This is a genomic window from Paenarthrobacter sp. NCHU4564, from assembly GCF_052156435.1.
Taxonomy (GTDB): domain Bacteria; phylum Actinomycetota; class Actinomycetes; order Actinomycetales; family Micrococcaceae; genus Arthrobacter.
In genome coordinates, this window is the sequence record NZ_JBQLIS010000007.1 from 19,384 (window position 1) to 32,545 (window position 13,162).

Consider the following 13,162-nt stretch of genomic DNA (forward strand, 5'->3'; position numbering starts at 1 on the left):
GTGACTTCACGCTTCGCGACGGCCCATCTACCTTCCGCCCAGCCTAGAATGGTTACTGAACGTAGATGTTCTGCCGCCTGGCCTGCGTTCGCAGCCGGCGGTTTTTCTCTGCAATCGTTCACAGCGTTCCGGGCAGACCGAAGCCCGTGATGCTTGTGCCGCAGGATTACTCCCGGCGGCCATCGCCATCTGCATACGAGGACGTATGTGGTTGACCCAAGGAAGGTAGTTCTGTGAGCCAGACGTCAGATTCTTGTCTTGATAAGTGGATGGGCCGGGAGGCTCTCGCTGAGGCGATGATTCCGGTTATCGGCCGGCTGTACCGGGAAAACAACGTGGTCACCAGCATCCACGGCCGGAGCCTGATCAACAAGTCGACCATGAACATCCTCAAGGCCCACCGCTTTGCGCGCCGGATGAGCAACACCGAGCTTCAGTTGGAGGAGACGGCTCCCTTGCTCAATGCCCTTGCCGGGCTTGACCTTGGCGCGGCAGCGATCGATATTGCACGGCTCACGGAGAAGTTCCGTGCAGAAGGCGAAGGCACCTCCCTGGATGCCTTCCTTCGCGCCGAACTCGCGGAAATCGTCGGCAAACGCGGCGCCGACGACCGCACGAGCACCGATGTCGTCCTCTACGGTTTCGGCCGTATCGGCCGCCTCCTTGCCCGCCTGCTGATCGAAAAGGCCGGTGGCGGCCATGGTCTCCGTCTTCGGGCAATCGTGGTCCGCAAGGGCGCGGACAATGACCTCGTCAAGCGTGCGAGCCTGCTGCGCCGCGACTCGGTACACGGATCCTTCGAAGGAACCATCCGAGTGGATGAAGAAGCCAACACGATCACGGCCAACGGTGTACAGATCCAGGTCATCTACTCGGACAACCCCGCCACGGTCGATTACACTGCATACGGCATCAAGGACGCCCTGGTGGTGGACAACACCGGACGTTGGCGTGACGCTGCCGGCCTGTCCCAGCACCTGCAGAGCAAGGGCGTCGCCCGCGTTCTCCTGACAGCGCCGGGCAAGGGCGAGCTGAAGAACATCGTTCACGGCATCAACCAGGGTGACATCACCAATGACGACAAGATCGTGACCGCTGCCTCGTGCACGACCAATGCGATCACTCCGGTCCTGAAGGCGATCAACGACAAGTTCGGCATCATCCACGGCCACGTCGAGACCGTCCACTCCTTCACCAACGACCAAAACCTGATCGACAACTTCCACAAGGGTGACCGACGGGGCCGTTCCGCGGCGCTGAACATGGTGATCACCGAGACCGGTGCTGCCAAGGCCGTGGCCAAGGCGCTGCCGGAACTCCAGGGCAAGCTGACCGGCAATGCCATCCGCGTCCCCACGCCCGACGTTTCCATGGCTATCCTCAACCTCAATCTTGAGAACGGCACCACCCGCGAGGAAGTCAATGACTACCTCCGTGAGATGTCGTTGCACTCATCGCTGCGCAAGCAGATCGATTACATCGACTCCCCGGATGTCGTCTCCACCGACTTTGTGGGCTCCCGTCGGGCGGGCATCGTCGACGGCCTGGCCACCATTTCCAACGACAAGAACCTGGTTCTCTACGTTTGGTACGACAACGAGTTCGGTTACTCCTGCCAGGTTGTCCGGGTCATGGAAGAGATGGCTGGCGTGAACCCGCCGTCCTTCCCGGCCCGCGACGTCGTGGCACCCATCGCGGTGCTCGAAGGCGTCAACGCTTAGACACGCAAGTCCATGATCGGTTTCCCGGCTGGGTCTCTGGCCTCAGCCGGGAAACCTGATCACAATTGGTTCATGGAAAATGAATCAACACTCGAGCACGAAACCACCCTGGAGCACGCCCTCGACGTCGCCAAGGCCAACCAGAAGCAAGCGCAGAAGCTTCTTGACCAGGCCATCAAGGCTAACGCCAGCGGGGACGTCACGGACGAACGCGTGGAACAACTTCGAGGCTTGCTTGCCGTAGCCAACGAAGACCTCCAGCGGGTCATGCGCGAGCAATAACCCGAGGTGTGCCCCGATCTGCAGGGTGACTTCTCCTGCACACTGTGGATACCGGCTCCGGCTGTCAGTGCCTTGTCCTAGTCTCTAAGGACATCGCCACACTGACAGGACGGAGCCCTTTGAGTATCACCTGGTCTGCCTATCGCCGGGCACGCCGCCGCTCGCGGCAGGCATGGACCATCCTCGTACTGTTCGCCGCCGGCATGGTCGGGAGCCTTGGCTGGTTCTTCACAACGGGCCAGTTCACTGTTGCGGACCCATGGGTAAGCGGACCCCGGGAGGCTCCGGTCTTCAACCCGGAATGGATGAAACCGTTGTCGGGTGCAGCAACTGTCCCTCCTGGCAGTGCCATGGCCGCGTTGGACAGCCTTGAAGTAAAGGGTCGCGCACAGGGCAATGATTATGACCGCGCGGCTTTTGGGCAGGCCTGGTTCGATGCCGACCGGAATGGCTGCGATACCAGGAATGACATCCTGCGCAGGGACCTGACCGGTGTGGAGTTCGCCGCTGATTCCTCCTGCCGGGTAGCTGGTGGTGCGTTCCAGGAGCCGTATACGGGAGAACATGTGACGTTTCGCCGCGGTCAAAACACCAGTGCTGCCGTCCAGATTGACCACATTGTGGCGTTGGCTGACGCCTGGCAGAAGGGCGCCCGGCGGCTGAGCGTCCAAGAGCGGCAACAGCTCGCCAACGACCCCCTTAACCTTGTGGCCGCCGACGGCCCGGAGAATGTGAAAAAGGGTGCCGGCGATGCCGCCACATGGCTGCCGCCCAACAAGAACTTCCGTTGCCACTACGTTGCCCGGCAGATATCTGTAAAAGCGGCCTACAAATTGTGGGTTACGCAGGCCGAAAAAGACGCCATGAAGCGTGTGCTGGCCAGTTGCCCGGAGCAGCAGACACTTCACAGGCAGAGGTGACCGTGCCCCAGTTGCCAGGTGCCGCCGTCGTCGATCCGCTCCAGCACTACGCGCTGAAGGGATGTGTCCCGGGGGAGTTGTTCGAGGTTGTCGAGGCCCCGTTGCCTGAACGTGAAGTACACCGCATCCGTCGGGGCATCAGTGCAACGATCCACGGTGAAGCGGCGTGCGAAGGAGGCGATATTGCTTCCCGGCAGGTGCCTGGCCAGATAGGGATCGAGCATCCAGGAATCACAGGTTGCAACCGGAGCGGGCTTGTCGGGAAAGTAGCGGGGAAAGAAAGCCCGCGCCTCGGCAAAGCTGGCATCCACCAAGGCGGGGGAGAGGCTGCCGTCTTCGGGAATGTGCACGCCCAACTCCCAGCCGGAGGCTCCGACAGCCGTGTCACGTTGCAGGGGCACCAGATGGAACTGCAGCCGGCCAAGCCGGAACAGGTTGCCCGCCATGTGAAGGGTCATCCAGCCCCACGTATCCAGCCCAAACCGGCCATGGACCCTGCGGTTGATACGAAGCTGGAGTCCCAGGTCCGCCAGGGTGGCAGCTGAGATGTCAGGGGGGATTCCCAAGCTGCTGTGATACCCGTGCACCTCCGGGGCGAACCGCAGGAGCGCTTCGATCCACTCCGTCTCGTCCGCCCCGCTGCCGGGCGCATCGCCTTGGGGAAAGGTTCCCAAGCGTTCACGCAGGGTTGTGAGTGCGGACAGAACGCCGGTGCTTGGTTCCCCGGACAGGAGTTTGCTGCACTCCGTGGCATCAGGCCCGACGATATTCAGGAGATCGAAGAGCTCTTTCTGCGAATCGGTCATGCTTGCCCCGGCCTTCCCATCCTCGTCGCCATGGATCAGTGACCGAACGGATCCGGATCCACCCCGGGCATCCATGTCAGGCCCGGAACGCCCCATCCGTTTCTCTTGGCCTGCTTCAGCGCCTTCCTGGCGTAGCGGTCCACTAGCCGGTTGATGTAGAGCTTGCCGTCAAGGTGGTCGTATTCATGCTGCATGACACGGGCGAACCAGCCCGTGGCTTCGAAGTCCACGGGATTGCCGTGGCCGTCAAAACCCTGTACCCGGGCCCACTCGGCGCGTTGCACTGGATAGTGCTCGCCGGGAAAGGACAGGCAGCCTTCCACGTGGTCGTCCGGGTCGGGCATCGCGCCGGATACTTTGGACAGGGTCAGCACGGGATTGACCAGCACCCCCTGCTCGGGAGCGTTGTCGTCGTTGGCGTACTTGTAAACAAAGATGCGCTTGCCGACGCCCACCTGGGGCGCTGCCAAGCCGACGCCGTTGGCTGCGTCGTTGGTTTCGAACATGTCATTGATGAAGCTGCGCAGCTCATCATCGAAGACTTCGACTTCGCTCGCCCGACGGTGCAGTACGGGTTCTCCCCAAATGGTGACCGGCAGGACTGTCATGTCAGTACATCCTCATTCGTTCGAAAGTAGCCCAAACAACACAAAGGCCGCACCGGATTACCGGTGCGGCCTTTGGGGAAACCGGCTTATCAGCCAATTCCGGTGGGGTGAGCGACGGGGGTTGAACCCGCGACCTCCTGGACCACAACCAGGCGCTCTGCCAACTGAGCTACGCCCACCATGTGCCTGTGACGGCTAGTCCGTTTGACTGGCTCTCCGTGAAGGCAACGACAAATAGCTTACCTGCTGTTTTGGGGTGCAATGTCCACTTTTGCCCGTTTCGACGAAAAAAACTTCGAAAATGGTGCAGATCACATCTGTTTCGGAGCCCCGAGGGTTGCCGCGGTGGCAGTGATGCCCTGCGAAATGCGCTGCGCGGTAGCCGTGTCCGGTCCGGGGGCCGGGACAAAAACGGCTTCCCGGTAATAACGGAGCTCATCGATCGAGTCCTTGATGTCCCCGAGTGCGCGATGGCCGCCGTGTTTGGCCGGTGATTGGAAGTAGGCGCGGGGGAACCAGCGGCGGGACAGTTCCTTGATGGTGCTGACATCAATGACGCGGTAGTGCAGGTGCTCCACGACGTTCGGCATGTCCCGGGCCAGGAACATACGGTCCGTGCCGACGGAGTTACCGCCCAGGGGTGCCTTGCGGGGATCCGGAACCCACTTCTCGATGTACTCCAGCACGAGCGCCTCGGCCTCCGCCATGGTCTTGCCCTGGGGAAGCTCATCGAGGAGCTTTGACCGGGTGTGCATATCCCGGACGAAGTCGTTCATCTGCTCAAGGGCTGCGTCATCGGGCTTGATGACCACGTCCACACCATCGCCGAGGATGTTGAGTTCTGAATCCGTGACGAGGGCTGCGACCTCGATGAGGGCGTCATTCTTAAGGTCAAGGCCGGTCATTTCGCAGTCGATCCACACGATGCGTTCATTAGTAATAGGCACGCGCCTAGCCTATCGTTCGGCAGGTTCCAAGTGCTCCGATGGTACGATTTTTGAGCGCGGCAGTGTCGTTTCTACCTGCTGTAAAAAAGCCCCCAGCCCTTCAGATTCCTGTCCCGAAGCATTCGGGCCAACGATTGGATAAAACCACATGACGGTGCCTGTACCCGCCGACCACAAGGCAGGGATGGAAGCGCCGCCCGCGGAAGCAGCAGCGGCCGAGGTGGACAACGCCCGGTCCCCGCTGATTGCCGGATTCGTTGGTTCCATGTTCCTGGTGTTCGGGTCGCTGGGTGTGGGCTGGCTTGCGCCGGTGTCGGAACTGCGCCGCCTGCCGCTGTTTATCTGGATGCGGACAGAGGGCGTCGGGGTAGGCCTCTCCATCGTCCTGCTAGCCGTTGGCGGCATGCTGTTGGTCCGGGCCTGGTTGCGCTTGGGCCAGCGTGTGCGGGTCTGGGGCCTGGAAGCCCGCAAAGCGACCCTCCAGGCCGTGATCGCGTGGGGTCTGCCCATGATGTTCACGGTTCCGCTGTTCAGTCGTGACGTCTACGCCTACATCGGCCAGGGCCGGCTGATGGTGGAAGGCATGAATCCCTACGAGAACGGGATTTCTGCCCTGCCCAACTACTTCCAACTGGGTGCAGACAAGATGTGGACCGAAGCGCCGGTTCCCTACGGGCAGTTCTTCCTGTGGATCGAGCAATTCGTGGTCTGGGTGACCAATGTGCACCCCGAGGCTTCCATCATGCTGTTTCGTCTGGTGGCCCTGGCGGGCGTGGTGCTGTGCATCATCTACGTACCCAAACTGGCTGAGCTCCACGGGGTGAACCCGCACCGGGCGCTGTGGCTCACAGCAGCGAATCCGCTCTTCCTGACGAACTTCATCGCCAGTGTCCATAATGATGCCCTGATGATCGGGCTGGCCTTGGCCGGCCTGTACTACTGCGCCACCCGCAGGGTCATCCTGGGCATTGTCCTGGTGACACTTTCCATCTCGGTGAAGCCGATTACTGTGGTCTTCCTGCCCTTCATCGGACTCTTGTGGGCAGGCAAAGGAGCATCCTGGCCCCGCAAGTTCCTGTACTGGTTCCTCACTGCTGCCCTCACATTCGGCCTCCTCTACGCCATGAGCCTGGTCAACGGCTTCGGCTTTGGCTGGATCAAGGGCCTCTCGGCTCCGGGCAGCGTTTGGATCTGGTATGCGCCTGTCGGGTTGATCGGCCTGATTGTGGCGTCCATTTTCAATGTCTTCGGCCTGGACGGCTGGGGCATGGCCAAGTGGGTCTACGATGCCGGCAAGCTGCTGATGGTGGCGGCCATCGCCTGGCAGGTCTTCAGGGGCGACCACGACAGGCTGATGCGCCGCCTCACACTTGCTTTCGCCGCGATCGTGCTGCTCGCACCCATGATCCAGTCCTGGTATGTGGTCTGGCTGATACCCCTGTTCGCCGTGACGGGGATTCGAAACGACTGGCAGGTCAAGGCGGTGTACTTCGTGGTCTCCTTCTTTATGGTCTATGCCATCTCGGACCAGCTGGACGTCTTCCCGTACCTCCAAAGCGAAGACCTTGGGTTGGCCCTCACGCTGGCGCGCAATGCAGCCGCCATCATCGCGCTCCTCTTCGCTGTCTACTTGATCTTTGTGGATCCCAAGACGAAGAGCCTGTTCCGCAAACGGGACGAGCCCGGACTGCGCCCCATTATCTGAGCCTGGTGGCCGAAACCGCGGTCCCTGAGGAAAGCAGGCGGAGGGCTTCCCGGCGGGACAGGGGGCTGAGGGCTGCCATGTGGGTGTCGGCAAATGCCCGCACCCAGCCGGGATCCGTCTTACTGTATTCGCGCAGCGCCCAACCAATGGCCTTGCGGATGAAGAACTCCTTGTCCTGCAGGTTTGGCTCAATGACTGCAGACAGCAAGCGCGTATCCGTAGCAGATTTGGCAGCCAGCTGGGACGTGATGGAGGACCTCCGGATCCACAAGTCCGGGTCTTTGGACCACTGAAGCAACAGGGGAGTCATGGTCTCCTTGTTGGCCTGGAGCAGGGCACAGATCCTGGGTGCCACACCGTCCACCAAGTCCCACCATGCACCGGTCCTGATGATCTCCTCATACACCGGCACCATGCCCGGATCCCCTCTGACCAGCCGCGCTCCGGTGAGGTCGATGGCCGCATAGCGTTCTTCCCTTGCTTCGGCTGTGCGCCACAACTCGAGGACTGCCTGGCGAAGGTCGTCAGGAGTCTTCACCGGATGGTGTTTGAGGGCTGCCTTGGTGATTCTTCTAACGTCAGGTACGCGGACGCCCCAAGAGGGCATTTCCGACTTCATGTAGGCTTGCGCACCCCTTGCGCGCTCTGCATCCCCGGCCGCCTTCAAGGTGGTTCGGATGTCCTCGACCAATCTTCCGGTGTCCATGGCTACACTCTAGGACCCGTTCCGCAGGGGACCTGCCACGTGGCCACAGCATCCCCCTCAACCCATGGCATCCATCAGTTCACCCGTGGTTGTGTCCAGCATGAGGCCGGCCGGTACGTCGTCGGGGTCCGTGTTCCCGGTGGATTCGTCTTCAAGCGGGAGGCTGCTTCCTCCAGTGTGCTGATCGTCCGGAGCTGCGCCGTCCGGGTTTTCCGCATCCCATGGCACGTCTTCCCTGGGTTGGTCAGACGCCGCTCCATTGGGAGTTTCCGACGGTGTGCCTTGTGCAGGTCCTGCAGCGCCATTCATCCGCGTGAAGTTTGCCGAACCCCACATGAGGTCATGGCCCACGGATTCGGCGTCTACCTCCGCCACGTGGTAGATGCGGCCCTCATGCTCCCACTGCCGCAACCGGAGCCTGCCTGTGACCATGACGCGTTGTCCCTTCTTGATGCTGCACCCCACGTGTCCGGCCAGGTACCGGAACGCCTGGATCGTGTACCAGTTGGTGTGTCCGTCCACCCAGGAATTGCTCGCCCGGTCATACCTCCGTTCAGTTGTTCCGAGCCGAAAGGAGGCAGTGGATGTTCCGTGGGTGGTCGTGGAGCTCCTGACGTCAGAGGCAACAAATCCCCGGAGGGTAATGGTGTCGTTCATGATGGTCCTTCCTTTTGTAGGCAAGTGCCGGCTGGCTATTTCAGCTTCCGGCACGCCGGATAGTCCGGGCAGGGGCCAGATGGCGTATGTGTAAAAAGCGCATTGTGGAGGACGGGTGGCGGTGGCCCGGCACGGAGCGATTGCACTGTAAACTCTTTGTGGCGCCAGCGGCCGCGACACTGTTGCGGCACCGGATGCCCCAGTAGCTCAGGGGATAGAGCAGCGGCCTTCTAATCCGCCGGTCGGGGGTTCGATTCCCTCCTGGGGCGCCGAGTCCCCCGGATCCACCTGGATCCGGGGGATCACTTTTCAGGAGTCATTGCCGAGTGACATTGGGGGAAGCGCGTGTGGCATGAGCACAGCATGGGCGGCAGGGCCAAGAAGCCGGCCTTGATTTCCATCCTTCTTGCCGGTGCGGTGACGCTGGCAGCGTGCTCCGGCACGGTGCAAAGCAGCGCGTCCACAGGCCCGGACGGCGTGCCTGCGGTGCAGCCACCGGCTTCCGCGGAGGTCCCGGTGACCGCCGAGGTCCCGGCACGCTCCCTGGAAAGCACCTCGACGGACGTGGCAGCAACCGCCACGGCGATGGAAAGAACCCTCAAGGACCTGGTGTCCGCCAACCCGAAACCGGACCGGCAGGCCGTTCGCACCGCGTTGGCGGCCGCAGGCGTGCCCAATGATGCCATCGAGGTATCTGCAAGCCGGACCCCTACAGGGCTTGATGTTGACGCCATGGAAGCCGCCGCCTTGTCCGGTGAAGAGTGCGTCGTTGGCCAGATCCGCGATGGAGCCGTGACCGTCACGGTCCTGCCGGTCCTTTCCACAGGGAAGTGCTTCATCGGCGACTCGCGGTAGCCGCTGGCAACCCGGAGCGCACGACGACCGTCCCGCCGCAGTGGCCGAATGTGAGTTCCAGCCGCCTAGCCACTAGATTTAAGGGCATGGCGGAATTCATTTACACGATGACCAAGGCCCGAAAGGCCGTTGGCGACAAACTTATTCTGGACGATGTCAGCATGTCGTTCTATCCAGGCGCGAAGATCGGCGTCGTTGGCCCGAACGGTGCCGGCAAGTCCACCATCCTGAAGATCATGGCAGGACTGGACACCCCTTCAAACGGCGAGGCCCGCCTGAGCCCCGGTTACACCGTGGGCATCCTCTTGCAGGAACCGCCGCTCAATGAGGAAAAGACGGTCCTCGGCAACGTCCAGGAGGGCGTCGGCGAGATCTACGGCAAGATCCAGCGGTTTAACGAAATCTCCGAGGAGATGGCCAACCCGGATGCCGATTACGACACCCTGCTCGAAGAAATGGGCAAGTTGCAGGAAGCCATCGACGCGGCCGACGCCTGGGACATCGACTCCCAGCTCGAGCAGGCCATGGACGCACTGCGCTGCCCGCCGGCCGACGCCGATGTCACTGTGCTCTCCGGTGGTGAACGCCGCCGTGTGGCACTGTGCAAGCTGCTCCTGCAGAAGCCGGATCTCCTCCTCCTGGACGAGCCGACCAACCACCTGGATGCCGAGAGCGTGCTCTGGCTTGAGCAGCACCTCTCCAAGTACCCGGGTGCCGTCCTTGCCGTGACCCACGACCGCTACTTCCTGGACCACGTTGCCGAGTGGATCGCGGAGGTCGACCGTGGCCACCTCTACCCGTACGAGGGCAACTACTCCACGTACCTGGAGAAGAAGAAGGCCCGCCTGGAGGTCCAGGGCAAGAAGGACGCCAAGCTTGCCAAGCGCCTCACCGAGGAACTCGAGTGGGTGCGTTCCAACGCCAAGGGCCGCCAGACCAAGTCCAAGGCCCGTCTGGCACGGTACGAGGAAATGGCCGCAGAAGCAGAGCGGACCCGCAAGCTGGACTTCGAGGAGATCCAGATCCCGCCGGGACCCCGCCTGGGCAACCTGGTCATCGAGGCAAAGGATCTCAAGAAGGGCTTTGACGACCGTGTCCTCATCGAGGATCTGTCCTTCTCTTTGCCCCGCAACGGCATCGTTGGCGTGATCGGTCCCAACGGTGTGGGCAAGTCCACGCTGTTCAAGACGATCGTCGGGATGGAACCGCTCGACGGCGGCGACCTCAAGATCGGTGACTCGGTCAAGATCTCCTACGTCGACCAGTCCCGCGGCGGCATCGACCCGAACAAGACGCTGTGGGAGGTCGTGTCCGACGGACTTGACCACATCCAGGTCGGCCAGGTGGAAATGCCCTCCCGCGCCTACGTCTCTGCCTTCGGGTTCAAGGGCCCGGACCAGCAGAAGAAGGCCGGAGTGCTGTCCGGTGGTGAACGCAACCGCCTCAACCTGGCCCTGACCCTTAAACAGGGCGGAAACCTCCTGCTCCTTGACGAACCAACCAACGACCTCGATGTCGAAACCCTGAGCAGCCTCGAGAACGCACTTCTTGACTTCCCCGGCTGTGCAGTTGTGGTCTCGCACGACCGGTGGTTCCTGGACCGGGTGGCAACCCACATCCTGGCTTACGAGGGCGATGACGAGAACCCCTCCAAGTGGTACTGGTTCGAGGGCAACTTCGAATCGTACGAGGAAAACAAGGTGGAGCGCCTCGGCCCGGATGCGGCCAAGCCGCACCGCGTCACGCACCGCCGCCTGACCCGCGACTAAGCACCAAAAGCGATGAAAATGGCCGCCCCGCAAGGGGCGGCCATTTTCGGGTTTCAAGCGAACTGCGTCAGGGAATCCTGACCATGCCTTCCTGCGCCACGGTTGCCACGTGGTGGCCCTCCCGGTCGAAGATCCGGCCGGTGGCCAGCCCCCGGGCGCCCTGTGCGCTGGGTGACTCCTGGACATAGAGCATCCATTCATCCACCCGAACGGGCCGGTGCCACCACATGGCATGGTCCAAGCTGGCCACGCTCATTCCGGGGGTCATCCAGGACAGCCCGTGTTTGCGGAGGATGGGTTCCAACAGGGTGTAGTCGCTGGCAAAGGCCAGTGCTGCGCGGTGAAGGTTGGGGTCATCCGGCAGGGGTCCCATGGTCTTCATCCACACTGCGTTGGTCGCAACGTGTTCGCGCGGCGGGTTGACGTAGAGGGCGGGGTCCACGTGCCGGACATCGAACGGACGCTCCGAGGACATATGCCGGGCCATGGGATGGTCAAAATGGGACAGCAACTCGGCGGTGCTGGGCAGGGACTCGGGGTCCGGGATGCCTTGGGGCATGGCCGCCTGATGGTCGAGGCCTTCGTCCTCCACCTGGAACGAGGCAATCATGGAGAGGATCGGGACCCCGTCCTGGTACGCGTGGACGCGGCGTGCAGAGAACGACCTGCCGTCACGGAGCCTTTCGACGCCAAAGGTGATGGGCTTGTTGGCATCGCCCGGCCGGAGAAAGTAGCCGTGCATGGAATGCGCCACGCGGTCATTGTCCACGGTACGCATGCCGGCCATCATGGACTGTGCCAGGACCTGCCCGCCGAAGACCCTGTGGCGGGGTTGTTTCTGTGAGGGCCCAAGGAAGATGTCCTCGTTGGTCCGGGCTCCATCGAAGTCGCCCAGGTCCAGCAATCCAATCAGTATCTCCATGGGATCGCCGGTGGAGGTGTCCACCTCGACGCCGGCGTTTGTGTCAGTCATGGTTCGACTCTAGACGGCGCCCTGAGCCCTCTCAACCGAGGACATGCCGGTAGAGTCGATGATGTGACCGACGTTTTGACCCAGTCTTTCCGCTTTACCGATCCACGCGACCTGACCGATCTCCGGACGTATATCATGCGGGCCAAGAGCATCGATGACGGCGCGATCCGGCTCCAGGCATCCGGACAGGTGCTGGCGGCCTACGTCTGCGTTTTGCGGCCGCGGATTCTCGGTGAGTCCACGCCCACCATCCTCGGCCTGCGCACCATGGCCTTGGCCGAGCCCGCGCAGGCCGACGCCACCGTCAGGCTCGCCTCGGTGATGGACCGGTTGGCCCGGTCCGGTGAGGGAGACGTTGAGTTGCCGGTTCCACCTGCAACGGTCTCCGAATCGTGGGCGGGCGTCAGTGCCCCGCGCAGCGGCTGGGAGGCACTCGGCACGCTCTCCGACGATTTCCTTCGGACCGCTGCCGAGTCGGGGATGGCCGAAGTGGCAGGCGTGGTGCCCGCCATGGCGGGGGCCGCCGTCGTGAATACTGCCCGTGCCGCGGTTTGGGGGCGGGAACTCGAGGGGCAGCCCGGGCTGCCGGCCGGCGCCGCTTTCGCGGCGTTCGCATTGGGCTTCCTGGGCGGGGGCAGCCATCAGGTGTTCCGGAACGGCCGCTGGTTCCGCCTCAGCGGATCCCGCGGGCACGTCCTGGTCCGCACCGGCACCGGCCTTGGCTTGACGGGCCGGGAGTCACCCCGCTGAGGGACTGTTCACCATGGTCAGCGCTGCGCGTTCCATGTAATCCCACAGGGTGCCCTCGTGCAGGGGCGAGAGCCCCAGGGAATCCACGGCGGTCCTCATGTGGAAGAGCCAGCGGTCTTTGGCCTCGGGGGTGACCCGGAACGGCATGTGCCGCATGCGCAGGCGCGGGTGCCCGCGTTCCTCGCCATAGGTGGTGGGGCCACCCCAGTACTGTTCCAGGAACATGAGGAATCGCCGCTTGGCCGGTTCGAGGTCTTCTTCCGGGTACATGGGCCGCAGCAGCGGGTCCTGCGCAACGCCGTCGTAGAAGACATCGATCAGTTTCACGAACGTGTCGTGGCCACCGACGGCTGCGTAGAAACTGTCCGTGTAGGCCGGTTGGCTGAAGGGGTCGTTCTGCATCAACTGGCGTCGGGGTCCCGCCGCCGGTCCTGCCGCTGCCGGTTGCCGGCCCGCAGTCATG

Annotated in this window: 14 protein-coding genes and 2 tRNA genes; 8 read left to right on the forward strand and 8 right to left on the reverse strand. The window is 62.6% G+C overall.

Features of this window, described 5'->3' with window-relative positions; genetic code table 11:
* The first annotated feature begins 233 nt into the window (after positions 1-233).
* From ACSVIE_RS09180 to ACSVIE_RS09190, 3 genes are all read left to right on the forward strand, one after another.
* Positions 234-1,721, forward strand: a complete 1,488-nt coding sequence (locus tag ACSVIE_RS09180) for a glyceraldehyde-3-phosphate dehydrogenase (protein ID WP_442423626.1) — start codon at positions 234-236, stop codon at positions 1,719-1,721.
* A gap of 72 nt (positions 1,722-1,793) precedes the next feature.
* Positions 1,794-2,003: a hypothetical protein gene (locus tag ACSVIE_RS09185; protein WP_426002977.1), complete on the forward strand. Its 210-nt coding sequence runs from the start codon at positions 1,794-1,796 to the stop codon at positions 2,001-2,003.
* A gap of 119 nt (positions 2,004-2,122) precedes the next feature.
* Positions 2,123-2,923 carry an HNH endonuclease family protein gene (locus tag ACSVIE_RS09190; RefSeq protein WP_426002975.1) on the forward strand — a complete coding sequence of 267 codons (801 nt, stop codon included), beginning with the start codon at positions 2,123-2,125 and terminating at the stop codon, positions 2,921-2,923.
* Here the strand turns inward: ACSVIE_RS09190 and ACSVIE_RS09195 are convergent.
* From ACSVIE_RS09195 to orn, 4 genes are all read right to left on the reverse strand, one after another.
* The gene (locus tag ACSVIE_RS09195) at positions 2,908-3,729 is read right to left on the reverse strand and encodes an acyltransferase domain-containing protein (protein WP_442423627.1); all 822 of its coding nucleotides are present in this window, start codon (positions 3,727-3,729) and stop codon (positions 2,908-2,910) included. The genes ACSVIE_RS09190 and ACSVIE_RS09195 overlap by 16 nt on opposite strands.
* A 35-nt stretch (positions 3,730-3,764) precedes the next feature.
* Positions 3,765-4,337: a peptide deformylase gene (gene def / locus ACSVIE_RS09200; protein WP_426002972.1), complete on the reverse strand. Its 573-nt coding sequence runs from the start codon at positions 4,335-4,337 to the stop codon at positions 3,765-3,767.
* 103 nt (positions 4,338-4,440) lie between these two features.
* A tRNA-His gene (locus ACSVIE_RS09205) sits at positions 4,441-4,516 on the reverse strand.
* Positions 4,517-4,648: 132 nt separating this feature from the next.
* Positions 4,649-5,284: an oligoribonuclease gene (gene orn / locus ACSVIE_RS09210; protein WP_442423628.1), complete on the reverse strand. Its 636-nt coding sequence runs from the start codon at positions 5,282-5,284 to the stop codon at positions 4,649-4,651.
* 148 nt (positions 5,285-5,432) lie between these two features.
* Between orn and mptB the strand changes: the two genes are divergently transcribed.
* Complete coding sequence (mptB, locus tag ACSVIE_RS09215) at positions 5,433-6,989, forward strand: polyprenol phosphomannose-dependent alpha 1,6 mannosyltransferase MptB (protein ID WP_426002970.1); 1,557 nt, start codon at positions 5,433-5,435, stop codon at positions 6,987-6,989.
* On the opposite strand, the gene ACSVIE_RS09220 is transcribed toward mptB, so the two are convergent.
* Both ACSVIE_RS09220 and ssb read right to left on the reverse strand, forming a co-directional pair.
* Positions 6,982-7,695 (reverse strand): DNA alkylation repair protein, encoded by a 714-nt coding sequence (locus ACSVIE_RS09220; protein ID WP_442423629.1) that lies wholly within the window; start codon positions 7,693-7,695, stop codon positions 6,982-6,984. The genes mptB and ACSVIE_RS09220 overlap by 8 nt on opposite strands.
* A 57-nt stretch (positions 7,696-7,752) precedes the next feature.
* Positions 7,753-8,352: a single-stranded DNA-binding protein gene (gene ssb, locus ACSVIE_RS09225; RefSeq protein WP_442423630.1), complete on the reverse strand. Its 600-nt coding sequence runs from the start codon at positions 8,350-8,352 to the stop codon at positions 7,753-7,755.
* A 196-nt stretch (positions 8,353-8,548) separates the two neighbouring features.
* Here ssb and ACSVIE_RS09230 point away from each other — a divergent pair.
* From ACSVIE_RS09230 to ettA, 3 genes are all read left to right on the forward strand, one after another.
* A tRNA-Arg gene (locus ACSVIE_RS09230) sits at positions 8,549-8,621 on the forward strand.
* Between the two features lie 121 nt (positions 8,622-8,742).
* Entirely contained in the window at positions 8,743-9,207 is a 465-nt protein-coding gene (locus ACSVIE_RS09235; RefSeq protein WP_426002966.1) for a DUF6993 domain-containing protein, read from the forward strand.
* Between the two features lie 86 nt (positions 9,208-9,293).
* Positions 9,294-10,976: an energy-dependent translational throttle protein EttA gene (gene ettA, locus ACSVIE_RS09240; RefSeq protein WP_426002964.1), complete on the forward strand. Its 1,683-nt coding sequence runs from the start codon at positions 9,294-9,296 to the stop codon at positions 10,974-10,976.
* A 67-nt stretch (positions 10,977-11,043) separates the two neighbouring features.
* Here ettA and ACSVIE_RS09245 read toward each other — a convergent pair whose 3' ends face one another.
* Positions 11,044-11,949, reverse strand: a complete 906-nt coding sequence (locus tag ACSVIE_RS09245; protein WP_426002962.1) for an acyl-CoA thioesterase — start codon at positions 11,947-11,949, stop codon at positions 11,044-11,046.
* 63 nt (positions 11,950-12,012) lie between these two features.
* Between ACSVIE_RS09245 and ACSVIE_RS09250 the strand changes: the two genes are divergently transcribed.
* Positions 12,013-12,699: a hypothetical protein gene (locus tag ACSVIE_RS09250; RefSeq protein WP_442423631.1), complete on the forward strand. Its 687-nt coding sequence runs from the start codon at positions 12,013-12,015 to the stop codon at positions 12,697-12,699.
* Here ACSVIE_RS09250 and ACSVIE_RS09255 read toward each other — a convergent pair.
* Complete coding sequence (locus tag ACSVIE_RS09255; RefSeq protein WP_426007551.1) at positions 12,688-13,161, reverse strand: globin; 474 nt, start codon at positions 13,159-13,161, stop codon at positions 12,688-12,690. The two genes, ACSVIE_RS09250 and ACSVIE_RS09255, sit on opposite strands and share 12 nt — an antisense overlap.
* Position 13,162: the final 1 nt, after the last annotated feature.